Origin of the sequence: Agromyces chromiiresistens, assembly GCF_029167465.1 — a bacterium.
GTDB lineage: Bacteria > Actinomycetota > Actinomycetes > Actinomycetales > Microbacteriaceae > Agromyces > Agromyces chromiiresistens.
In genome coordinates this window covers 1-22,139 of sequence record NZ_JARFNL010000006.1, presented here as the reverse complement: position 1 = coordinate 22,139, position 22,139 = coordinate 1, and the positions used below count along the sequence as shown (strand labels likewise).

The following is a 22,139-nucleotide window of genomic DNA, read 5'->3' as shown; positions in this document are numbered from 1 at the left end:
CACGGTAACACGGGGATCCGACGCGGTCACATGGGGAGTCGTCCCCATGCGCAACAGTCGCTGATCGTCGCGGTGCGATCGTGCCGCGTCGTCGGCACAGCGGCGGGCGTCACGCCCGCGCAGCGTCGTCGGCGTCGGGGGCCGGGCGATCGAGGAGCGGCAGGTCGTCGGCACTCACGAGCCGGGTCGCCACCGCGTACTCGACGAGCCGGGCCCGTCGATTGGTGGCGAGCTTGCCGCGACCGCCGCGGAGGCCGTCGACGCCGATGCGATCGAGCTTCTCGCAGACGTTGTCGAGCTTGCGGTTGAAGGTCGTCATACTCCAGCCGAGGCGGGCCGCGGCCTCCGCCGAAGTCGGGACCGCGGCGCGACCGGCCGCCGGCTGCGCGAGCACGTGCTCGGCGAGCGCGACGACCAGCAACCGCTGGCTCGTCGTCAGCGTCACCGGCATCACCGTCGTGCCGCCGTCGACCGGCGTCGCGGTGAGGGACGTGTTGTAGAAGTCCTCTTCGGCATGGACGGTGAAGTCGTAGGTCGTCGCTCCCGCACTGAACATGACGTGCACGGTCTGGAAGACGAGCGGCAGCTTGGCGCCGGGCGCCACCCAGGCCTGCACGCTGCCGGTGGCGTCGGAGACGGTCGCCGCGAGAAGCTGGCCCACGTTCGACAGCCACCACAGCCCGTACTCGCTCGAGAGCGTGAGGAAGGTTCGGTGCAGGTAGGGGTTCTCGTCGATCGTGAGGTCGGAGTCCCGTCCGATCGTGAACGGATCGCCTCCAGCCTCGACCGTGTACCACTCCCCGCAGTATTCGACGCGCAACGGCCTCATTCCGAGCATCCCCTCACCGGCTCCGATGTCTTGCTGCCGCGCTGCACCTCGACGTCGATGCAGACGACTCCCCCAGCAGTGTTCTCGACCATGATCGTCGACTCGTCGGTGACCTCCGTCCTGCCTGAACCGTCGGCGCGCTCCCACCGATAGCGGTCGCCCTCCTCGGCGCGGGGATGCGAGACCTCGAACACGGCGGAGGACCCCTCCGCCCCGGTGAACTCGACCTCCGGCGCTGGAACGGCGACCTCGAGCAGCGCGTCCTCGCCGTTCGCATCGCTCGTCGGCTCGGGCCCGGCATTCACGAACGTGCCCGACATGGCGATCGCGATGCCCACGACGGCGACGATCACGACACCCGCGCAGGCCGCGACGATCGCACCGACGCGGCTGCGCCGCGGTGCGCGGGTCTCGGTCGGCGCAGCACCGGGCGCCTCCGGCACGTTCCTGCGCGGACGGACGATCGTCTCGTCGACTGCCGCGGCCGAGGCTTCGCGCATCACCGTGGCGTCGTCGACGACCGGTGCGGTGCGGTGCGGTTGCGCGTCGACCTGCTGCGGCGTTCGTGCACGGGTCCGGTCGTCGTCGATCGGCGCTGGGGCCGACGCGGCTGCGGCGACCGGCGGCGCTCCGATCGACGCGCCGGGGGCTCGGGGCGCCTGCGCCTCGACCGTCTGCACCGTGCGCGCGCGGGTCGCGTCGGCCCCGTCGTCGGGAGCCGGCTCCCGCTCGGCGCCGAGGTTCGGGACCTCGATCGTCGTGGCCGCGTAACCGAGCTCGAGTTCGACGCGCTGCAGGGCGCGCGCGAACTCCACAGCGCTCGGATAGCGGTCGGCGCGATGCGCCGCCATGCCTTTGGCGAGGACGGCGACGAGGCTCGCGGGCACGTCGGCGCGCCCGATCGGCGTGATCGCGCCCCGCTCGATGCGGCCCATGAGGTCGAGCGACCCGTTCGGCCGGCCGGGGATCTCGAACGGCGTGCGGCCCGCAAGCAGCGTGTGGACGGTCGCGGCGAGCGAGAAGACGTCGCTTCGGGTGTCGGGCTTCGGGTCGTCCTCGAACATCTCGGGCGGCGACCACGGCACGCTCAGGCCGACGGCCGACTGGCCCGAGCCGGATCCCGTCGCGCCGAGTTCGGCGACGGTGACCGTGTGCACGGGCAGCTCGCCCTCGAGGTTCGACGAGATGCCGAAGTCGGTGAGCGCGGGCCAGCCGTAGTCGTTCGTGAGCACGTTCGCCGGCTTGATGTCGCGGTGCAGGATGCCTGCGGCGTGGGCGGTCGCGATCGCCCCCGCCAGTCGCACGCCGGTGCGCAGCGCGTCCTCCACGGAGAAGGGCTCCCGCTTGTAGCGCTCGGCGAGACTCGGGCCGGAGCAGTACTCCATGACGAAGTACGGGCGGCCGTCGGCCGACACGTCGGCATGGAAGATCGTGACGATGAACGGGTGCGCCGAGAGCTGCGCCATGAGGTTCGCCTCGGCGACGAACTGCGCGCGGGTGTCTCGGCCGAGCTCCTCGGTGAGCAGCACCTTCACCGCGACCTTGCGCCGCGGCAGCCGCTGCTCGTAGAGGAAGACGTCGGCGAACCCGCCCGAGCCGAGCAGGCCGAGCGACGCGTAGCCGGGCAGTTCCGGCGGGCTGGACGGGGCTCGACGCATCAGTCCCCGACCACCTGGATGGTCCATCCGCCGCCGAGGTCGACGACGGTGCCGATGAGCACGGGCGTGGGCTCGCCGGCGCGAAGCTTCACCGGGGCCTTCCCGGGCGCGACGACGAGGGTGCCGTTGCGAGAGTGCAGGTCGGTGACGACGACGGTGCCGCCCTCGAGCGCGAGCCGGACGTGGCTGCGCGAGATGTCGGCGTCGCCCTGCCCGATCGTGACGATCCGGGGCAACCGGCCGCCGGCCACCTTGCTGACGCTCGGGGCTCGCCCGAGCACGATCTCGTGCACGAGCGGCTCGAAGCTGCCGTCGGGCATGCGCAGGCGCACCTCGGGCACGGGCGCGGGGGCGGCGCCTTCGGCGGGCGTGTCGGACGGGCGGGCGGCATCGCGCTCGGCGCGGAGGCGCCGGATGTCGGCACTCGCGACGGTCATGCCGTCGTGGTCGCCGTCGCCGGGCGGCGGAGAGGCGATCTCGCCCGCGGGCCGGGCGATCGTCTCGTCGAGATCGAGCTCGGGCGGGCGCACCAGCTCGGAGACGCCCACGATCGTCTCCTCGATCGGCGCCATCGTGTGCTCCGATACCGGCACGGCCGGGGCTGGCGGCGCCGGCGGCGCGACCGGTGCCGGTGCGTCGTCGACCCGACCGGCGTCGACGCGCGGCGGGCTCGCGAGCACGGTCGGCGCCGTACGAGGACCGCGCGGACCGGATGCCGGGGCGTCTTCGCCGCCGGAGACGGCCGCCGTCACGGCGACGGGCTTCGCAGGCGACTCGCCGGCACCCGACGCGCTCGGCACCGCGATCGCCGCGGTCGGCACGACGCCGTCGAGGATGGGCAGCCACGAGGCATCCGCCCCGGCGCCCGCGGCCGACATCTCGACCCGCTCGACACCGTCGACGACCCGCTCGGCCCAGGTCGACACCGTGGCGCCCGAGACGGTCGTGTCGCCCGCGACGACCTCGAATGCGCCGCGCACGATGATGCGCACGGACCCCAGCGTGTCGCCGTCGCCCGCCCACGTGACCAGGGCGAAGTCGGGGGTGCGGCCGAGGCCGGCGGCGGTGAGCCGCTCGATCACCTCGGTCGAGGATTCGGGTGCCAGCGCCGGCCACAGCTCGGTCGCGATCGCCGGGGCCGTCGGCCCCGACACCATGAGCGCGGCCCCGCTCCGCACCGCGGCGACCGCATCGCCCTGCTCGTCTGCGCGATACTCAGGCATCGCGACCCCCCTCGTCTCGTGGTCTCGTCTCTTCGACCGCCTCGTGCACCCGATCGCGCGTCGCGTCGCCGTCGTCGTCGACCTCGCCCCCGATCGTGGACTCGACGACGACGACGCTCACGTTGTCGCGGCCCCCGTGGGCGAGCGCCGCCTCGACGAGTTCACCGGCCATTCCGGCCGGGTGGGCGGCGTCGCCCGCGAGGATCGCGGCGATGCGATCGTCGGGAAGCTCCTTCGTGAGGCCGTCGGAGCAGATCAGGAACGCCTGGCGGCCGGCAGCGGGGACGAGCCAGACGTCGGGCTCGACGAGGTCGTCGGCCCCGAGCGCCCGGGTGATCACGTTCCGCTCGGGATGCCGCTCGGCCTCTTCAGGGCGGATGAGCCCCGCGTCCACCAGTTCTTGCACGGCCGAGTGGTCGATGCTCATCTGCTCGAGCGAGCGGCCGTCCCACGAGTAGATGCGCGAGTCGCCGATGTTGAATGCCATCCAGTGGAAGCCGCCCGAGTCGCCGGCGTCGACCAGCGCGACCCCCGCGAGCGTCGTGCCCGCCACAGCGGTGCCCTCGTCGCCGTCGCCGCTCAGCGCGCGGACCGCGTCGTTGGAGCTGTGGATCGCATCGAGCACCTGCTCGGGCGACGGCGGAGTGCCCGGCTCGATGTGCCGGCGGAAGGTCTCGACGACCGCCGTGCTCGCCGCGTCACCGCGGGCGTGACCGCCCATGCCGTCGGCGACGAGGTACACGGGCGCCTCGGCGAACACGGCGTCTTCGTTCACGCTGCGCACGAGCCCGATGTCGGTGCGCGCCGAGTGCGCGACGAGCGCGGAGCCGCGAGTCAGGGCGACGACGCCCTCGGCATCACCTGGCACGGAACTCCTCGGTAGGGCGGGATGGTCGGGACGGCAGCCCGAGCGACGCCGCCCGGGCGTCGCCCGTCAACGGTAGCAAGTCCGCGGACCGATCGCCCGCGCCTGTGGAGAACGCGGGCGATCCGTCGACGCGGTTCAGCGGCCGGTGTGCTCGGGGTCCTCGGTGAAGTGCGGCACCTCGTCGAGCAGCCGGTGGCCGCGGCGCTTCGCGTCGACCCGCGCCTTCACGAGGCTCGCGACGGTCGCGACGAGCATCGCGAGCACGATGACGCCGAGCGACATCCACGTCGAGATCTCGGGCGCCCACTCGATCGGCTCGCCGCCGTTGAGGAACGGCAGCTCGTTCACGTGCATCGCATGGAGCACGAGCTTCACGCCGATGAAGGCGAGGATGAACGCGATGCCGTACTTCAGGTACTCGAGGCGCTCGAGCAGGCCGCCCAGCATGAAGTACAGCTGGCGCAGCCCCATGAGCGCGAAGACGTTCGCGGTGAAGACGATGAACGCCGACTGGGTGATGCCGAAGATCGCGGGGATCGAGTCGAGCGCGAAGAGCAGGTCGGTCGTACCGATCGCGATGAACACGATGAGCATGGGCGTGAAGAAGCGCTTGCCGTCGATCGTGGTGCGCAGCTTCACCCCGTCGTAGTCGTCGGTGAGGCGCACGCGCTTGCGAAGCATGCGCACGACGAAGGTCTCGGAATCGTCGTCGTCGTGGTCGCCGCGCACCTGTTGGATGGCCGTCCAGACGAGCCAGGCGCCGAAGATGTAGAAGATCCAGCTGAAGTTCTCGATGAGCGAGGCGCCGAGCAGGATGAAGATGCCGCGCAGCACGAGCGCGATGATGATGCCCACCATCAGCACCTCCTGCTGCAGCTTCCGCGGTACCGCGAACTTCGCCATGATGATGACGAACACGAAGAGGTTGTCGATCGAGAGGCTGTACTCGGTCAACCATCCGGCGAGGAACTGCCCCGCGAACTCGCCGCCGGCGAACAGGTACATGAGCCCGGCGAAGACGAGGGCGAGCACGACGTAGAAGACGACCCACAGGGTCGACTCCCGCATGGAGGGCACGTGCGGGCGCTTGAGCACGAGCAGCAGGTCACCGACGAGGATGAGCGTCAGGACGACGAGCGAACCGACTTCGAACCAGATGGGGAGTTCGAGCACGTTGGGCCTTTCGGGGATCAGGGTACGACGGAACCCGAAAGTCTCTCCCTCGTGGCGCTGCCACTCCCAGGACCGGAGCGGCGACGACGGCGCTCGTACTGACGATCATGGGCCGAGGCCGTTGCCTCGCGGGATACTCCCCTTCGCTCAGGCGAGTCTAGCGGACGGCGGGCCCACGTAGACTCGAACCCCGCGAACCGAGGAGAGAGCTTGAGCGCCCGAACGACGCCCACCCCCGCCCGCCCGTACCGCCGCGCCCCCGGCACCTCGTTGATCGGCTATTCGATCTTCGCGAGCCGCTGGCTCCAGGCTCCCCTCTACCTGGGACTCATCGTCGCCCAGGCGATCTACGTGTGGGTGTTCCTCAAAGAACTGTGGCACCTCGTCGACGGCGTCTTCATCGACCAGGAGCACGCGTTCACCGAGGCCGACATCATGCTGCTCGTGCTCGGCCTGATCGACGTGGTCATGATCGCGAACCTGCTGATCATGGTCATCATCGGCGGCTATGAGACGTTCGTCTCGCGGATCAGGGTCGACGATCACCCCGACCAGCCCGAGTGGCTCTCGCACGTCAATGCGAACGTGCTCAAGGTCAAGCTCGCCATGGCGATCATCGGCATCTCCTCGATCCACCTGCTCAAGACCTTCATCGAGGTCGGCGACCTCGGCAGCCCGAACGCCGAGAACACGACCGGCAACGACTACACCGGCGAGGGCGTCATGTGGCAGGTGATCATCCACTGCGTGTTCATCCTGTCGGCGCTCGCGCTCGCGCTCATCGACCGCATGTCGTACCACAGGGTCACCGCGGGCGAGATCCACGACGGCGTCGTCGTTCCGGTCCCGGCGGCACCGGGGCCCGATGCGGCCTCGGAGGGCGTGCAATCCCCCGATCCGAGGCTCGAGCCCGTGCGGTGAGCGGTCCGGCCTCCGGCCCGACACGGATGCCTCGGAGCGGCCCGCTCCGAGGCATCCGCCGTCGGCGCCGCGCCCGGCCCGGCGCGCCCCGGAAACGACGAACGCCCTCGCTTTCGCGAGGGCGTTCTGCCGTGTTGCCGTTGGTGACCCCAGCGGGATTTGAACCCGCGCTACCGCCGTGAGAGGGCGGCGTCCTAGGCCGCTAAACGATGGGGCCGTGTCGTGGATCGGACTCCCTCTCGGGAACCTCGCTCCGTTCTGGCAACTCGAAGAGTATGACACACGTTTCGGGCGGTTTCCAAATCGAGGCGCCGGCGGGCGCGCGGGGTCACGCGAACGCCGCGACGGCGGCCGGAACGACGCGGATCCCGGCCGGCATCGCATCGGCTCGCTCAGGCTTGCGCACGCCGGCCGCACGGGTGTTGGCTCGAGGCATGCGCCTCACGAAACTCGAGCACGCGGCCCTCCTCATCGAGGACTCGGGCGACAAGCTGTACATCGACCCGGGCAAGTTCACGACGCCCATCACCGAGTCGGCGGGCACCGTCGCCGTCGTGATCACGCACGAGCACGACGACCACTGGGCCCCCGACCAGCTCGACCGCATCATCGAGATGAATCCCGATGTGCGGATCTTCGGGCCGGCGGGGGTCGCCGCCGACGCCGAGCACTACCCGGTCGAGGTCGTCGCCGCGGGCGACGCCGTCGAGGTCGGCCCCTTCCACTTGCGGTTCTTCGGCGGCGAGCACGCGCTCATCCACCGGTCGATCCCGATCATCGACAACGTGGGCGTCCTCGTGAACGACGCGCTCTACTACGCCGGGGACTCGTTCGCCGTGCCCGAGGGGGTCGCGGTCGATGTGCTCGCCGCCCCGGCGGGTGCACCGTGGATGAAGCTGTCGGACTCGATGGACTACGTCGAGGCGGTCGCGCCTCGCCGCGCCTTCGCGACGCACGAGATGCTGCTCTCGCGCGCCGGCAAGGCTCTCGCGAACACCCGCCTGGCATGGGCGACCGAACAGCACGGCGGCGAGTTCCTGCCGCTCGAGCCGGGCGACACACTCGACTTCTGAGGCTCAGTCCCCCGTATTGCCGTTGCCGTTGCCGTTGTTGCCGTTCCCGTTATTGCCGTTGCCGTTGCCGTTGCCCTGATCGCCGCTGCCCTCGTCGCCGGCGCTCTCGTCGTCCCGCTCGCCGACACCGGGTGGCGGCTCGACCACGGGGCCCGGTCCGGCCTCGGTGAAGGGCCCTCCCCCGTACTTCGCGGCGGCGACCGACATCACGACGGGCCACATGCGGTGCCGCGCCTCGGCGGCCCGCCCGCTGTCGAACCAGATGCCGCGCTGGTTGGCGTCGCCGTTCACGCTCACGACCGCCGCGACCGTCGCGACCTCCGTGCTCGCACCGGCCATCCAGGTGTCCTTCGCGCCGTCGGTCGTTCCGGTCTTGCCGATGAACGGCACGTGCGGCACGGTGTTCTGATCCGACTCCCACGCCGTGCCGTTCATCACCCGGGTCATGCCGTAGTGCATACCGGCAGCCACCTCGGGCGGCACCGACTGCGTGCAGGTCGACGCGGGCGGCGGCAACTCCTCGCCGTCCCGACCGACGATTCGGTCGATCGCGATGGGGCTGCAGGTGCGCCCGTTGTTCGCGATGCCGGCGAAGGCCACGGCGACGCTCAACGGCGCGACCTCGTTCGTGCCGATCACGGTCGAGGGGCTCTCCAGCAGCGGGTCGCCGTCGGCCCGGTGCATCCCGAACGCCTCGGCCGTCTTCCGGATGCCGCAGAGGTCGAGTTCCTTCGCCATGCCGAGGAAGCCCGTGTTGATCGACTGGACGGTCGACTCGAGCGCCGTGTAGGCACCGCCGGACTCGCCCGCGTCGTTCTTCGGGTTCCAGTTCTCGCCCGAGACGTCGTAGTCGCCGAGGCAGCTGTCGTGGAAGACGCCCCAGTTCGATCTCGGGCGCGAGTCGACGCGCTCGCTGAGCCCGTGCCCCTCCTTCAGCCACTGCGCGAGCGTGAAGACCTTGTACGTCGATCCGGGCTGGAACCCGCGCGAGCCACCCTGGTCGAAATCGGTGTTGTAGTTGATGCTCGTGTACTCGGGGCCCGAGGCGAGCACGGTCGGATCCTGGCTGTACCGCTTGTTCTGCGCCATCGCGAGCACGCGCCCCGTGCCGACCTCCACGCTCACGACGACCCCGCCGAGGTCCCACCCGGGGTACGTCATCGGCACGTTCTCCGCGATCGCCCGGACGGCCGCGCCCTGCAGGTCGACGTCGAGCGTCGTGTACACGTCGTAGCCTCCGCGGCGGAAGTTGAGCATGCGCGTCTCGGCGTCCTCCCCGAAGCTCGGATCGGTCTGCAGGATGTTCTTCACGTAGTCGCAGAAGTAGGCACTCGCCCCGGCGGTCTGGCAACCGGTGCTCGGTTCCGTGATCTTCGGCTCGACCGGCGTCGCGATCGCCTCGTCGTAGCGGTCGCGCGTGATCTTCCCGAGGGTGAGCATGCGCTTCAGGATGTAGTCGCGGCGCGTGTGGTTCGCGGCATAGCCGTTCGCGGCCCCGTTGGCCTCGCTGTCGGGCTCGTCCAGCCGGAACTTCTCCGGATTGTTCACGATCGCGACGAGCGACGCAGCCTGCGGAAGAGTGAGGTCCGACGCCTTCGTGCCGAAGTAGTAGTTGGCCGCGGCCTCGATGCCGTACACGGTGCCGCCGAACCCCGCGATGTTGAGGTACCCGAGCAGGATCTCGTCCTTGCTGTAGCGCTTCTCGACTCCGATCGCGAGCCGCATCTCCTTCACCTTGCGGTCGATCGTGGTCTCGGTGACCGCGTCGTAGCAGTCGTCTCGCGCGGCCTCGTCCGTCTCGAGCTCGCACTGCTGCACCCGCACGTTCTTGACGTACTGCTGGGCGATCGACGACCCGCCCTGCGTCTCGCGGCCGCTCGCCGTCGTGACCGCCGCGCGCAGCGTGCCCTGCAGGTCGATGCCGCCGTGGTCGTAGAAGCGCGGATCCTCGCTCGCCACGGTGGCGTCCTTCACATCCTGATCGATGGCGCTCCAGCCCACTTCGACGCGGTTCTGGTCGTAGAACGACGCCATCAGGCTCGGTGCGCCGGTCGCGCCGATCACGTAGATGTTGCTCTTCTCGCTGAGCTCGTCGATCTTGAGATACCCGGGCAGGCTGTCGAACATGCCGATCGTGCCGCTCGCGGCCATGCCGACCATGGCGATCGCCGGCGTCGCCGCCGCCACGACGAGTGCGGCGACGGCGGCACTCGCGGCGATGAGCCCGACGAACCCGCCGAGCACCCCCAGCGGCGTGCGCGTCTCGGCGAAGTCTCGATTGCGCTTGTTGCGCGGTTCCGACGACTTCACCCCGACGCACCCCCAGCCACAAGCAGTACGCGGCGGATGCGAGCGGAATCGATCCGCGCTGTCATTCCATGACACCGCAGCCGGCCGGACTTGTAAAGCGTCCGGCCGGCCGGTTGCGGAATCGAAGCGGCGCCCGGCCCTTCAGGAGGCGAGCCGGTCGCGTCGCACCGGCCGCCATCCCGGGCGAGGCACGGCCGCGCGCAGCGAGCGCGTGTACGGGTGCACCGGGTTCGCGAGGAGGCCCGCGGTCTCGCCCGAGTCGACGACGATGCCGTGCTCCATCACGATCATGCGATCGGAGATCTGGTTGACGACGGCCAGGTCGTGCGAAATGAAGAGGTAGCTGATCTCCCGCTCGGCCCGGATGTCGGCGAGCAGGTTGAGGATCTGCGCCTGGATCGACACGTCGAGCGCCGCGACCGCCTCGTCGAGGACGATGACGGCGGGGTCGGCCGCGAGCGCGCGCGCGATCGCGACGCGCTGGCGCTGCCCGCCCGACAGCTGATGCGGGTACTTCGACGCGAACTGCTCGCCGAGGCCGACGCTCTCGAGGATCTCGAGCGCCGCCGTCCTGGCTGAGCCTCGGCGCCCGGAGCGGTTGGCGTGCAGGACCACGCTCGTCTCGACGATGTCGCCGACACGCTGCCGTCCGTTGAGCGACGAGTACGGGTCCTGGAACACGTACTGCACCTCCCGCGCCCAGCGACGGCGGTCGGCGAGCCGCTTCACCCCGCCGGCGCGAGACTCCCCGCGAACGGTGAGTTCGCCGCCGGTCAGGGTCTCGAGGCCGACGAGCATGCGCGCGACCGTCGTCTTGCCGGAGCCCGACTCGCCGACGATCGCGAGGCACTCGTCGGGATGCAGCTCGAACGACACCTCGTCGACGGCGACGATCGGCTCGTCCTTCGCTCGCCCCGGGAACACCTTGCGCAGCCCGCGCGCGACGACGATGGGCTCGGTCCTGTCGGTCATGCTTCCGCCTTCATCAGTTCGTGGGTCTCACGGTTGTAGCGCAGCACCGGCAGCCGGTCGGCTCGTTCGTCGATGCTCGGTCGAGCGCCCAGCAGCTCGACCGTGTAGGGGTGGCTCGGCGCGTCGTAGACGTGCGCGCCCTGCTCGACGATCTCGCCGGCGTACATGACGGCCAGTCGGTCGCAGCACGCTGCGGCGAGTTCGAGGTCGTGAGTGATGAACAGCAGCGCGAGCCCGCGGGCACGCCGCTGCTCGTCGAGGATCGCCATGACGTCGGACTGCGCGGTCACGTCGAGCGCGGTCGTCGGCTCGTCGGCGAGGATGAGCCTCGGCTCGGTGAGCAGCACGCTCGCGATCATCACGCGCTGCAGCAGCCCGCCGGAGAGCTCGTGCGGGTACTGGCGCAGCCGGTGCTCGGGATTGCGCACGCCGACCTCGTCGAGCAGCACGACCGCCCGGCGCTCGGCCTCGCGGCGATCGACGCCCCGATTCTGCACGAGCGCCTCGGTGAGGAAGTCGCCGACGCGGTGCACCGGATTCACGTGGGCGCGCGGGTCCTGGAAGATCATGCCAACGTCCTGCGAACGGTAGCGCCGCAGCTTCGCGGCGTTCATGCCGAGCACGGACGCCCCGCCGAACTCGATCTCGCCGGTGACGGCGAACTCGGGTCCGAGCATGCGGGTGATCGCGCGAGTGGTGAGCGACTTGCCCGACCCCGACTCGCCGACGAGTCCGAGGGCCTCGCCCTCGCCGATCTCGAGCGAGACGCCGTTGAGCAGGGTCTGCTCGCCGCCCTTGAGCCGCAGGGTCGCCCGTACGTCGTCGAGGCGCAGCAGTGGTGCGGTCATCGGAGGCTCCTTGCGCTGGAGGTGAGTCGGTCGCCGATGACGGTGACGCACCAGACGATCACGACGATGAGCGTGCCGGCCGCGATCGCCTCGATCGGGTGGCCGCGCAGCATCGAGTCGAAGCCGCTCTTGACCATGAGGCCGAGGTCGGCCGTCGGCGGCTGCACGCCGAGCCCGAGGAACGACACGGCGGCGAGGTCGATCACGGCGAAGCCGAGCGACGAGACCGCCTGCGCGACCACGATCGGCTGCACGTTCGGCAGGACCTGCGTGAACGTGATGCCCGTGCCCGACTGCCCCTGCAGCCACGCGGCCGAGACGTACGGCATGTTCCGCTCGCGGAGCGCGGCACCGCGGACGACCCGGGCCACGTAGGGGATGTAGGCGATCGAGAGCCCGGCGACGACGGTGCCGAGGCCAGGGCCCCAGATGGCGACGGCGATGAGCCCGAACACGATGCCAGGCACCGCGAACAGCACGTCGAGGAGCCAGGTGATGACCGTGTCGGTGCGGCCGCCGCGCCACGCGGCGAGGAGCGCGAGCAGGACGCCCACGACGGTCGCGATCAGGATCACGAGACCCGGGCCGGCGAGCGTGATGCGCGCGCCCCAGATGAGCCGCGAGAGGATGTCGCGGCCGAGTGCGTCGGTGCCGAGCAGGTGCGCCGGCGAGGGCCCCGACAGCGCCGCCAGCAGGTCGGGGAAGTCGGGATCGTAGGGTGCGACGATCGGCGCGAACAGCGCGGCGACGACGATCACGAGGAGCACGGCCGCCGCGGTGCAGCCGAGGACGCCGAGCCGGTCTCGCGTCGCGGTGACGACGCCCGCTCGGCGTCGCTCCCGCGTCACGCGCGCGACGGCGAGGCTCGTGGTGGATGGGGTGGTCATTGCCGGCTCCCGAGCGCGATGCGCGGATCGATGAACGTGTAGAGGAAGTCGACGACCGCGTTCACGACGACGAACGCGACGACGAGGACGAGGATGACGGCCTGGACGACCGCGAAGTCGCGCTGCAGGATCGCCCGCACGAGCAGCGATCCGAGCCCGTCGAGCGCGAACACGTTCTCGACGACGACGGCGCCCGCGATGAGCGTCGCGATCGTGAGGCCGAGCACCGTGACGATCGGCACGAGCGAGTTGCGCAGCACGTGGTGCCGGACGATGTACCGTGGCGCGAGACCCCGCACCGTCGCGGTCTGCACGTGCTCGCGCCCGCTCTCCTCGAGCACCGCCGCACGCGTGATGCGTGCGAGATAGGCGGCGCTCGCGACCGAGAGGGCGATCGCCGGCAGGGTGAGGTGGTGCAGCGTGTCGATCCCGCCGGTTCCCGACCCGAAGGTCGGGAACCAGCCGAGGGTGACGGCGAAGATGCTGATCAGCGCCACGCCGACCACGAACGACGGCGTCGAGAGCCCGACCGCCGCGAGCGTCGACGTGAGCTGGTCGCTCCAGCCGCGCCGGAGCGCGGCGTACGTCCCCGCCAGGATGCCGACCACCGCGATGATCACGGCCGCCATCGACACGAGCACGAGCGTCGTGGGGACGCGACCCGAGATCAGCGTCGAGACGTCCTGCCGGTAGACGATCGAGTAGCCCAGGTCGCCGTGGAGGATGTCGCCGAGCCAGGCCACGTAGCGCACGAGGAAGGGGTCGTTGAGGTGGTACTGCTCGGTGACCGCGGCGATCTGCTCGGGTGTGCCGCCGCGCGGCCCGAGGATGAACGCAAGGGGGCTTCCCGGGGCGAGGTACAGCAGTCCGAAGACGAGGAAGGAGGTCACGAGCAGGACGAGCAGGAGCCCGCCCACGCGTCGCAACAGGTAGGAGCCGGCCGACATGGTTACTCCACGCCGCCGAGCGTCGCCGCCCACGGCGCGTAGAGGTAGGCGAACGAGGCAGTCGCACCCGAGATGCGGTCGTTCTGCACGAGGGTCACCGGCTCGTAGGCGAGCGGGAGCCAGGGCAGTTCGTCGGTGATGGTCTGCTGCGCGTCGATCACGTGGTCGGCACGAGCGGCCTCGTCGGTCTCGGCGCGCGCCGCGAAGATCGCGTCGTCTGCGTGGTCCCAGCCCGCGTAGTTGTGGCTGTCGGTGCTCGCGAACATCTGGTACACGTCGGTCGGGTCGGCGAAGCTGCCGTACTGCGTCGTGAAGAAGCCGTCGATGCCCTCACGCGCCGCCGGGTCGAAGTAGAGGTTGCCGAACTGCTCGACCGGGATCACCTTGGTCTGGATGTCGAGGCCGATCGCCTGGCCGGCGGCCTGGATGACGTTCGCGGTCTGCTCGTGCACGGCCGAGCTGCCCTGCACGGCGAGCACGATCGGGGCGACCGTGCCGGCCTCGGCCACGAGCTGCTTCGCCTCCTCGATGTCGGGGTCGGCCGAGAACCCGTCGAACGCCTTCGCGAACTTCTCCTCCTCGTAGCCCCAGTACGCGGGGCCGGCGAGGGTGGTGGCGGGGATTCCGGCGCCCTGGAAGACGACCTTCGTGAGCGCCTCGCGGTCGATCGCGAGCGAGAGCGCCTGGCGGATGCGGTCGTCGCCGAGGCCGCCGTCGAAGTTCGTCGTCATCATGGTCCAGAACACGAGCGAGTCGCCGAACGTCACGGTCACCTCGTCGCTGTCGGTGAGCTGGCTGAGGCCGGCGGGCGGAAGGTAGAAGTACTGGCCGTCGACCTCGCCCGTGCGGAGGGCGTTGACCGCCGTCGACTCGTCGGCGATGAAGCTGAAGCTGAGTTTCGACGCGAGCGGCGCGCCGTCCCAGTAGGCGGGGTTCGCCGCGAGCTCGATGCTCTTGCCCGAGTTCCACGCCTCGAGCGAGAACGGGCCCGTGCACTGGAGACCGCCGTCGGGCGTGCCGAACGCCTCGCCCTGCGCCTCGGCCGCGGCCTTCTGCACGATCGCGCCGGCCGCGGTGGCCATGGCCTGGGTGAACAGCACGTCGGGCTGGGTGAGCTTCACCGTGACTTCGTTCGGGCCGGTCGCCTCGACCGACTCGACGTTCTGGAAGTAGCTCGAGAAGTAGCTCGTGGCCGTCTCGCCGACCTGGCGGTCGAGCGAGTAGACCACGTCGTCGACCGTCAGCGGTGTGCCGTCCCAGAACGTGACGCCGTCGCGGATGGTGTAGACGACGGTCGTGTCGTCGGGCTGGGTGACCCCCGACGCGAGGCCCGGCTCGACCGAGAAGTCGGGCTTCATGCGCAGCAGGCTCTCGCAGAGGTTCGCGGTGGCCGTGTTCTCCGCGTAGTTGTAGCCGAACTGCGGGTCGAGCGACATCGGCTCGTACGGCAGGTTCCACGTCACCTCGTCGACCGGCGCGGTGCCGGACTCCGTGGTGGTGACGAGGTTGTCGAAGTCGACGGCGAGCGCCGCCTCAGCGTTCTGGTCGGTCGACTGCGCGGTGCAGCCGGCGAGGGCGAGGCTCGCGGCAGCCAGGGCGGCTGCGGTGAGCGTGATACGGCGTCGGAACACGGGGGAACTCCTTTGTCGTCGTGTCTCTGGATGAGGGGTGGTGGGGGTGTTTCGGATGGGTGGGTGGGTGGAGATCGGAAGGGGTGGGGCGGCGGGCCGGCTCAGCGCCGGTCGAACACGAGCCCGTCGCGGATCACGCTGACGGGGCCGGGACGGTCGACCACGATCTGCGCGATCGACTCGCCGGCGAACTCGACCCGGGTCGGGTGCTCCGGGCCCGAGAACTCGGCGAGGTCGGGTACGCCGATCAGGCTCGCCCCCTCGGTCGAGCAGATGCGGTAGCAGCGCTCGAGCTCGTCGTCGGTCATGGCGCCCGTGCGATACGCGAGCAGGTGCGCGCGATCGACCATGCTGCCCGAGCCGAACGGCGTCCAGGAGTCGCGGACGCCGTCGCTGCCGGCCACCAGGCGGACGCCGTGACGCCCGAGCTGGTCGAGATCGGGCACGGGGTCGTCGCCGAGGGCGCAGTTCGCGATCCACACCCCGGCATCGGCCACGGTGTCGAGCGTCGCGCCGAGCGTCGGGAGCGAGGCATCCCCGAGCGCGAACGCGTGGCTCACGGTGACCCGCCCCTGCAGGCCGGCCGCTCGCGTGCGCCGGGCGATCTCGCGGATCTGCGCGAGGCCCGGCTCGCCGCCGTCGTGCAGGTGGATGTCGATCTCGCGTCCTGCGCGCTCGGCGAGCCCGAAGACGGTGTCGAGGTGGCCGTCGACGTCGCCCTCGAGGCCGAGCGGGTCGATGCCGCCGACGAGGTCGGCACCGCTGTCGAGCGCGGCGGCCATCGCCTCGACGGTTCCCGGATTCGTGAGCAGGCCGAACTGCGGGAACGCGACGATCTGCACCGTGAGCCACGGTGCGAGGCGCTCTGCGGCAGCTCGCACGCCCTCGACGTTCCTCGTGCCGAGTTCGCTGGAGACGTCGACGTGCGCGCGCATCGCGAGCGTACCCTGCGCGAGCGCGGTCGAGAGCAGCGCGTGGGCGCGTTCTTCGACGCTGCGGGTGTAGGCGCGCTGCGTCGCGAGGTCGTTCGCGATGAACTCCGGCAGTGAGCCGGCACGACGGCGAGACATCCACGGACCGCCCCAGCTCGACTTGTCGGGGTGGATGTGGGCGTCGACGAGCCCCGGAGCGGCGACGATGCCCGTCGCCGAGCGGTGGTCGCCGGCCAGCTCGGCCGTCGTGGCGGTCGTGTCGGTCATGCGAACGAACTCCTTTGTCCGTGAGGGTCGGCCGGGGTCTGCCGGCCGCGATTTGTAAGATGTATGATAACCATACATTCCCCCGGGAGCGGAAGATCGAGAGAATGGAAATCGTGAAGCCCATCCAGCGAAGGTCGATCGTCGACTCGGTCGTCGACCGCCTGCAGTCCGAGATCGCGACGGGCGCCTGGCCCGTCGGCACGCGGATCCCCACCGAGGCCGAACTCACCGAGACATTCGGCGTGAGCCGCCCGTCGGTGCGCGAGGCGGTGCGCTCGGTCGCGCAGCTCGGGCTGCTCGAGACACGACAGGGCGACGGCACCTACGTGATCGCGAGCGACGCCACCGAGGTCGCCCTCCGACGCGCGCTCGGCGTCGCCGACGCGCGCGAGGTGCTCGCCGTGCGCCGCGCGCTCGACGTGCTCGCGGCGCGCGAGGCGGCGACGCACCGCGACGACGACGACGTCGCGGCCCTCCGGGAGGAGCTGCAGCATCGCCGCACGGCGATCGACCGCAACGACGTCGACGCCTTCGCCGACCACGACGTCGCGTTCCACGTCGGCGTGGCGGCCGCCTCGCACAACCGGCTGCTCGTGGGCATCTACGCGAGCTTCGATTCGTCGCTGCGGCATTCGGTCGCGCAGAACTCGTGCCTCTCGAACAATGCCGATCCCAGTGCGGTCGACCTGCACGAGCAGCTGCTGCGCGCGATCGAGGCCGCCGACCCCGAGGCCGCGACCGCCGCGGCGCTCGGCGTGCTCGACCAGACCGAGCGCTCGCTCGATGCCTGACCGCCGGCCGACGCCGATCCTCGCGGTGACGGCGCTCGTCGCCGTCGGGCTGCTCGCCGGATGCACTGCCCGGCCCGGACCGACGGGGGTCCCGACGGCATCGGCCCGGCCCGCCACGACCGCCCCGACCGCAGAGGAGACCGCCGTGCCCACCCCCGAGATGACGCCCGACCGGGCCACCGCCCTCATCGTCTCCGCGACCGCCGCGGGCGACTTCGCCGGCGTCGAGCGCGCGATCGCGAACTCGGCCGATGTCGACGCGCGAGACGGCGAGGGCCGGCCCGTGCTCGTGACGGCGACCCGCGCGAACGACGTCGCCGTCGCCCGAGCCCTCCTCGAGGCGGGCGCCGACCCGAACGCGAAGGACGGCATCGAGGACTCGGCGTTCCTCTACGCCGGGGCGGAGGGCCTGAACGACATCCTGCGCCTCACGATCGCGCACGGCGCCGACCCGAAGAGCACCAACCGCTACGGCGGCACCGCGCTCATCCCCGCGAGCGAGCACGCGCACGTCGAGACCGTCGGCATCCTCATCGAGGCGGGCGTTCCCGTCGACCACGTCAACAACCTCGCCTGGACGGCGCTGCACGAGGCGATCGTGCTGGGCGACGGCGACGACGCGCACGTCGAGACGGTCCGACTGCTGCTCGCGGCCGGCGCCGACCCGTCCATCCCCGACGGCGACGGGGTGCTCCCCCGCCGGCTCGCCGCACAGCGCGGCTACGACGCCATCGTCGCCGAGATCGACGCGGCGAGCTGACTCGAGGCGGATGCCTCGTGGCGCGCGCTCGTCGCGCATGCGTTCGACTCCCCGCAGCGGGCCACGACCGCACCCTCGGCGGGGTCATCCCGCACGAGCAGCGGCGAGCCGCGCCTCAGCTGCGAGCGGCGCTGCGCGCCGGAGCGGCAGGAGCCGGAGGCATCCTTCTCACCTGGCCGAAGCGCTCGGCCACGGGAGCCAGCAGGAGCGGCCGGGCGAGCACCCAGCCGGCGACCATGACGGCGAGCGACACCGCGAACACCGCGAACCCGACCCAGTCGTCGCTCTCGCGGGCCGCGTACATGTGGTTGAGGTTGCGCAGGGCGCCGGTCGCGAGCACGAGCACGACGTGCACGGCGGTGAAGAGCAGGAAGAACAGCATCACCGGATAGTGCAGCGCCCGCGCGAACCGCTCGGGCGGCGCCGAGGCGAGCGCCCCCCGCATCGGCCACACCGGCGACAGCCGCAGTCCCGTGAGGATCGCCAGCGGCGAGGCGACGAACACGATCGCGAAGTACGCGAGCACCTGCGCGTCGTTGTACGAGACCCACGAGTTCTCGACGGGCCACTCGAGCGAGAGGTACTGCAGCACGACCGAGATCGAGTTCGGCACGACGTCCCAGCTGGTCGGCACGATGCGCAGCCACTGCCCCGTCGCGAACAGCAGCACGACGTAGACGACGCCGTTGAGCACCCAGAACGCGTCGACGACGAGATGCAGCCACACCGAGATCCCGAGCCGGCGCGGCGCCCCGTTCGTGCGCGGCCAGCGGGTGTTGTCCCGCGTCCAGAAGGCCGGCGGCCGCGCCTTCGACCTGATGATCAGCCCCGTCCGCACGAGCATCACCAGGAAGAAGGCGTTGAAGAAGTGCTGCCACGCGAGCCATGCCGGGATGCCCACCGGCGCCCCATCGGGCAGCGGGCTGTGGCCCGGGTACTCCGCGATGAAGTCCTGCACGGCCGGCGCGGTGCGAAGGAACCGGGCGACGACCACGGCGACGACGAGCAGGATGACGGCGCCGCAGGCGAGGAGCAGGGCTCGCTTCACGGAGAGTCCCCGTGACCCGGGGCGCGAGGTTGAGGGCACGTCACTCAGCGTGACAAAGGCCCGCGAACGGCGCAACTCCGCGCCGTCACGTGACGCGGGCGCGCCGGGGATTCGGCGACGGACGGGGCAGATGCTCGCGCGATCGGGCTCGGCGCGCCAGAGTGGGGGCATGTTCGAATCGGACGCTCGCGACGTCGCCCAGCGCAGTTCGACCGGGTCGTTGCCGTTGAAGGACCACGTCGACGAACTCGTCGCGGCCGCCCATGCGCGCTATGCGGACCTCCACGAGGGCACCGTGGCCGACTACATCCCGGTCCTCGCCGAGGCCGATCCCGCCTGGTTCGGTCTCGCCGTGGTGGGCGCGGACGGCGGCGAGCATCTCGCAGGCGACATCGGGCTCGCCTTCTCCGTCCAGTCGATCTCGAAGGCGTTCGTCTTCGCGCTCGTGTGCGACGCGATCGGTCACGAAGCCGTGCACGAGGTCATCGGGGTGAACAACACGGGGCTCGCGTTCAACTCGGTCGTCGCGGTCGAGCTCAACGGCGGCAGCCCGATGAACCCCATGGTGAACGCGGGCGCGATCGCGACGACCGCGCTCGTGCCGGCCGGCCACGCCGACGAGCGCTGGCAGCTGATCCGCGACGGGCTCAGCCGCTTCGCCGGCCGGCCGCTCGCACTCGACGGCGAGGTGTACCGCTCGGAGTCGTTCACGAACCACCGCAACCAGGCGCTCGCCCGGCTCCTGCAGAGCTACGACCGGCTCGCCATCGACCCGGAGGAGGCGGTCGACGTCTACACGCGGCAGTGCTCGCTCGCGGTCACCGCGCGCGATCTCGCGGTCATGGGCGCGACGCTCGCCGACGGCGGGGTGAACCCCGTCACGGGTGAGCGCGTCGTCTCGGCGGAGACCGCACGGGACACCCTCGCACTGCTCGCCTCGTGCGGCATGTACGAACGTTCGGGCGAGTGGCTCTTCGAGATCGGACTGCCCGCGAAGTCGGGCGTCTCGGGCGGCATCGTCGCCGTCGCACCGGGCAAGGGGGCGGTCGGCGTCTTCTCACCGCCGCTCGACGAGGCCGGCAACAGCGTGCGCGGCCAGCGCGCCTGCGCCTACCTGTCACGCGCCCTCGGACTCAACCTGTTCGCCTCCGACCCACAGCCGCTCGTGGCGCGAACCGCGCCCACCGACGAAGGAGACCTGCGATGACCACACCCGCACCGACCACGAACGGCGCGAACGGGGCGGACGCCTCGGGGCCGGCACCGCACGCAGTCGAACGCCGCTCGTGGGCGCCGATGGTGGGGCTCTTCCTCGCCCAGGTGCTCATGTCGTTCAACGTCGCCGCGCTGCCGATCTCGCTCGGCGGCATGGTCGAGGACTTCGGCGTGCCGCCGACGGTCGCATCGACGACGATCGTCGTCTACGGCCTCGCGGTCGCGGCCCTCGTGATGACGGGCGCGAAGCTCGGCCAGCGCATCGGGTGGGTGCTCATCTTCCGCGTCGTCGTCGCGGTGTTCGCCGTGTCGTCGGTCATGATGATCCTCTCGACGACGATCGGCTGGGCGATCGCGGGGCAGGTGCTCGCCGGCGCCTCCGCCGCGATCATCGTGCCCGCACTCGTGGCGCTGATCGCCGAGAACTACCGCGGCGACCAGCAGGCCACCGCCGTCGGCTCGCTCGGCTCGGCGCGCGCGTTCTCGGGCATCAGCGCCTTCCTCATCGGCGGTACGCTCGGCACGCTCGTCGGCTGGCGTCCGGTGTTCTTCATCACGCTGGGGCTCGCCGTCGCCGTCTTCGCACTGAGCTTCAGGCTGCGGGGCGACCGGGGCGACCGGAGCATCCGCATCGACCTCGTCGCGTCTGCGCTCATCGGCGCCGCGATCGTGCTGCTCACGCTCGGCTTCAACAACCTGAACGCGTGGGGCATCCTGCTCGCCGAGCCCGGGGCGCCGTTCTCCGTGCTCGGCCTCTCCCCCGCGCCCGTGTTCGTCGTCGTCGGGCTGATCCTCGGACAGGCCTTCTTCATGTGGACGAAGCGCCGCATGCGGCTCGGCCGGGTTCCGCTCGTCGATCTCGGCGTGCTGAGCGAGCCGACCGAGCGGGCGGCCGTCTACGCCATGTTCATCATCGTCGCGATGGAGGCAGCCGTGAACTTCACGGTGCCGACGTACATCCAGGTGGTGCAGGGGCGCACCCCCTTCGACACCTCGCTCGCGATGATGCCGTTCAACCTCACGGTGTTCGTCACGGCGACGCTCATCGTGCGCTTCTATCGTCGGCACAGCCCGCGCACGATCGCGCTGTTCGCGTTCGGGCTGACGACGGCCGCGCTGATCTGGCTCGCGTTCGTGGTCACGAACAACTGGGAGACGGTGCCGACGATCGTCGGGCTCATCGTGTTCGGGATCGGCCAGGGCGCGCTCGTGACCCTCGTGTTCAACGTGCTCGTGACCGCGGCTCCCAAGGAACTCGCCGGCGACGTCGGCTCCATCCGCGGCACGACGCAGAACCTCGCGAGCGCGGTGGGCACCGCGCTCATGGGGGCCCTGCTCGTCACGATGCTCACGCTCAACTTCACGCAGGCAGCGGTCGAGCACCCCGAGATCCCCGAGGAGCTGAAGGCCGAGGTCGGCCTCGGCCAGGTGAACTTCGTCAGCAACGACGACCTGCGCGCGAAGTTCGAGGAGACGAGCGCGACACCCGAGCAGATCGACGCCGCCGTCGCCATCAACGAGGAGGAGCGGCTGAACACGCTGCGCCTCGGGTTCCTCGTGCTCGCCGGTCTCAGCGCGCTCGCGGCACTGCCCGCGTCGCGCCTGCCGAAGTACAAGCCCGAGGAGATCCCCGACCCGATGGCCGCGGGCGGCGACGACGTCTGATGCGCTGGTCCGGGGCGCGAGTGCCGGGGTGCCGCGACGGAGGCGTCCCGGCGCCCGCTCCCGCCATCGTCAGTGGGTGGGTGGGGTGAGGGTGTCGGTGTAGTCGATGAGCCAGGAGCGC

General features: G+C 70.8%; 19 protein-coding genes and 1 tRNA gene. 6 read left to right on the top strand and 14 right to left on the bottom strand.

All coding sequences use genetic code 11. From position 1 onward, the window contains the following. Nucleotides 1-109: 109 nt before the first annotated feature. From PX701_RS15385 to PX701_RS15365, 5 genes are all read right to left on the bottom strand, one after another. Nucleotides 110-829, bottom strand: a complete 720-nt coding sequence (locus tag PX701_RS15385; RefSeq protein ID WP_231430704.1) for an FHA domain-containing protein — start codon at nucleotides 827-829, stop codon at nucleotides 110-112. Beyond that, complete coding sequence (locus PX701_RS15380; RefSeq protein ID WP_275506824.1) at nucleotides 826-2,487, bottom strand: serine/threonine-protein kinase; 1,662 nt, start codon at nucleotides 2,485-2,487, stop codon at nucleotides 826-828. Before PX701_RS15380 ends, PX701_RS15385 begins: the two co-directional genes overlap by 4 nt. Next, nucleotides 2,487-3,710 carry an FHA domain-containing protein gene (locus PX701_RS15375; protein WP_275506823.1) on the bottom strand — a complete coding sequence of 408 codons (1,224 nt, stop codon included), beginning with the start codon at nucleotides 3,708-3,710 and terminating at the stop codon, nucleotides 2,487-2,489. Before PX701_RS15375 ends, PX701_RS15380 begins: the two co-directional genes overlap by 1 nt. Beyond that, complete coding sequence (locus PX701_RS15370; RefSeq protein WP_231430701.1) at nucleotides 3,703-4,578, bottom strand: PP2C family protein-serine/threonine phosphatase; 876 nt, start codon at nucleotides 4,576-4,578, stop codon at nucleotides 3,703-3,705. The genes PX701_RS15375 and PX701_RS15370 overlap by 8 nt, the downstream gene beginning before the upstream one ends. Nucleotides 4,579-4,713: 135 nt before the next feature. After that, a complete protein-coding gene (locus PX701_RS15365) occupies nucleotides 4,714-5,751 on the bottom strand; it encodes a TerC family protein (RefSeq protein WP_231430700.1) in 1,038 nt (345 codons plus the stop codon). Nucleotides 5,752-5,961: 210 nt separating this feature from the next. Here PX701_RS15365 and PX701_RS15360 point away from each other — a divergent pair, with 210 nt between their 5' ends. Beyond that, complete coding sequence (locus PX701_RS15360) at nucleotides 5,962-6,672, top strand: TIGR00645 family protein (RefSeq protein WP_231430699.1); 711 nt, start codon at nucleotides 5,962-5,964, stop codon at nucleotides 6,670-6,672. 141 nt (nucleotides 6,673-6,813) lie between these two features. Here the strand turns inward: PX701_RS15360 and PX701_RS15355 are convergent. Then, a tRNA-Glu gene (locus PX701_RS15355) sits at nucleotides 6,814-6,889 on the bottom strand. A gap of 217 nt (nucleotides 6,890-7,106) precedes the next feature. On the opposite strand from PX701_RS15355, the gene PX701_RS15350 reads away from it, so the two are divergent. Then, on the top strand, nucleotides 7,107-7,745 hold the full coding sequence (locus PX701_RS15350; RefSeq protein ID WP_275506822.1) for an MBL fold metallo-hydrolase: 639 nt from the start codon (nucleotides 7,107-7,109) through the stop codon (nucleotides 7,743-7,745). A gap of 3 nt (nucleotides 7,746-7,748) precedes the next feature. On the opposite strand, the gene PX701_RS15345 is transcribed toward PX701_RS15350, so the two are convergent. The 7 genes from PX701_RS15345 to PX701_RS15315 form a co-directional block, all read right to left on the bottom strand. Beyond that, complete coding sequence (locus PX701_RS15345) at nucleotides 7,749-10,055, bottom strand: transglycosylase domain-containing protein (protein ID WP_275506821.1); 2,307 nt, start codon at nucleotides 10,053-10,055, stop codon at nucleotides 7,749-7,751. 141 nt (nucleotides 10,056-10,196) lie between these two features. Beyond that, a complete protein-coding gene (locus tag PX701_RS15340) occupies nucleotides 10,197-11,027 on the bottom strand; it encodes an ATP-binding cassette domain-containing protein (protein WP_275506820.1) in 831 nt (276 codons plus the stop codon). Then, nucleotides 11,024-11,875, bottom strand: coding sequence for an ABC transporter ATP-binding protein (locus PX701_RS15335; protein WP_275506819.1), 852 nt, complete (start codon nucleotides 11,873-11,875; stop codon nucleotides 11,024-11,026). The genes PX701_RS15340 and PX701_RS15335 overlap by 4 nt, the downstream gene beginning before the upstream one ends. Further along, complete coding sequence (locus tag PX701_RS15330; RefSeq protein ID WP_231430694.1) at nucleotides 11,872-12,762, bottom strand: ABC transporter permease; 891 nt, start codon at nucleotides 12,760-12,762, stop codon at nucleotides 11,872-11,874. The genes PX701_RS15335 and PX701_RS15330 overlap by 4 nt, the downstream gene beginning before the upstream one ends. Beyond that, on the bottom strand, nucleotides 12,759-13,709 hold the full coding sequence (locus PX701_RS15325) for an ABC transporter permease (RefSeq protein WP_275506818.1): 951 nt from the start codon (nucleotides 13,707-13,709) through the stop codon (nucleotides 12,759-12,761). The genes PX701_RS15330 and PX701_RS15325 overlap by 4 nt, the downstream gene beginning before the upstream one ends. A 2-nt stretch (nucleotides 13,710-13,711) precedes the next feature. Next, a complete protein-coding gene (locus PX701_RS15320) occupies nucleotides 13,712-15,340 on the bottom strand; it encodes an ABC transporter substrate-binding protein (protein WP_275506817.1) in 1,629 nt (542 codons plus the stop codon). A gap of 101 nt (nucleotides 15,341-15,441) precedes the next feature. Then, nucleotides 15,442-16,539 carry an amidohydrolase family protein gene (locus PX701_RS15315; RefSeq protein ID WP_275506816.1) on the bottom strand — a complete coding sequence of 366 codons (1,098 nt, stop codon included), beginning with the start codon at nucleotides 16,537-16,539 and terminating at the stop codon, nucleotides 15,442-15,444. A 113-nt stretch (nucleotides 16,540-16,652) separates the two neighbouring features. On the opposite strand from PX701_RS15315, the gene PX701_RS15310 reads away from it, so the two are divergent. Beyond that, complete coding sequence (locus PX701_RS15310) at nucleotides 16,653-17,330, top strand: FadR/GntR family transcriptional regulator (protein ID WP_231430690.1); 678 nt, start codon at nucleotides 16,653-16,655, stop codon at nucleotides 17,328-17,330. Continuing rightward, entirely contained in the window at nucleotides 17,323-18,090 is a 768-nt protein-coding gene (locus PX701_RS15305) for an ankyrin repeat domain-containing protein (protein WP_275506815.1), read from the top strand. The genes PX701_RS15310 and PX701_RS15305 overlap by 8 nt, the downstream gene beginning before the upstream one ends. 115 nt (nucleotides 18,091-18,205) lie before the next feature. On the opposite strand, the gene PX701_RS15300 is transcribed toward PX701_RS15305, so the two are convergent. Beyond that, nucleotides 18,206-19,138 (bottom strand): cytochrome b/b6 domain-containing protein, encoded by a 933-nt coding sequence (locus tag PX701_RS15300; RefSeq protein WP_275506814.1) that lies wholly within the window; start codon nucleotides 19,136-19,138, stop codon nucleotides 18,206-18,208. Nucleotides 19,139-19,307: 169 nt separating this feature from the next. Here PX701_RS15300 and glsA point away from each other — a divergent pair, with 169 nt between their 5' ends. Further along, nucleotides 19,308-20,345 carry a glutaminase A gene (glsA, locus tag PX701_RS15295; RefSeq protein ID WP_231430687.1) on the top strand — a complete coding sequence of 346 codons (1,038 nt, stop codon included), beginning with the start codon at nucleotides 19,308-19,310 and terminating at the stop codon, nucleotides 20,343-20,345. Continuing rightward, nucleotides 20,342-22,018, top strand: coding sequence for an MFS transporter (locus tag PX701_RS15290; RefSeq protein ID WP_275506813.1), 1,677 nt, complete (start codon nucleotides 20,342-20,344; stop codon nucleotides 22,016-22,018). The genes glsA and PX701_RS15290 overlap by 4 nt, the downstream gene beginning before the upstream one ends. The last annotated feature ends 121 nt before the right edge of the window (nucleotides 22,019-22,139 follow it).

Bases quoted from the DNA above. Each gene is read 5' to 3' on its own strand.
- PX701_RS15385 (WP_231430704.1), bottom strand. From the start codon at position 829: ATGAGGCCGTTGCGCGTCGAATACTGCGGGGAGTGGTACACGGTCGAG.
- PX701_RS15380 (WP_275506824.1), bottom strand. From the start codon at position 2,487: ATGCGTCGAGCCCCGTCCAGCCCGCCGGAACTGCCCGGCTACGCGTCG.
- PX701_RS15375 (WP_275506823.1), bottom strand. From the start codon at position 3,710: ATGCCTGAGTATCGCGCAGACGAGCAGGGCGATGCGGTCGCCGCGGTG.
- PX701_RS15350 (WP_275506822.1), top strand. From the start codon at position 7,107: ATGCGCCTCACGAAACTCGAGCACGCGGCCCTCCTCATCGAGGACTCG.
- PX701_RS15340 (WP_275506820.1), bottom strand. From the start codon at position 11,027: ATGACCGACAGGACCGAGCCCATCGTCGTCGCGCGCGGGCTGCGCAAG.
- PX701_RS15335 (WP_275506819.1), bottom strand. From the start codon at position 11,875: ATGACCGCACCACTGCTGCGCCTCGACGACGTACGGGCGACCCTGCGG.
- PX701_RS15330 (WP_231430694.1), bottom strand. From the start codon at position 12,762: ATGACCACCCCATCCACCACGAGCCTCGCCGTCGCGCGCGTGACGCGG.
- PX701_RS15325 (WP_275506818.1), bottom strand. From the start codon at position 13,709: ATGTCGGCCGGCTCCTACCTGTTGCGACGCGTGGGCGGGCTCCTGCTC.
- PX701_RS15315 (WP_275506816.1), bottom strand. From the start codon at position 16,539: ATGACCGACACGACCGCCACGACGGCCGAGCTGGCCGGCGACCACCGC.
- PX701_RS15305 (WP_275506815.1), top strand. From the start codon at position 17,323: ATGCCTGACCGCCGGCCGACGCCGATCCTCGCGGTGACGGCGCTCGTC.
- glsA (WP_231430687.1), top strand. From the start codon at position 19,308: ATGTTCGAATCGGACGCTCGCGACGTCGCCCAGCGCAGTTCGACCGGG.
- PX701_RS15290 (WP_275506813.1), top strand. From the start codon at position 20,342: ATGACCACACCCGCACCGACCACGAACGGCGCGAACGGGGCGGACGCC.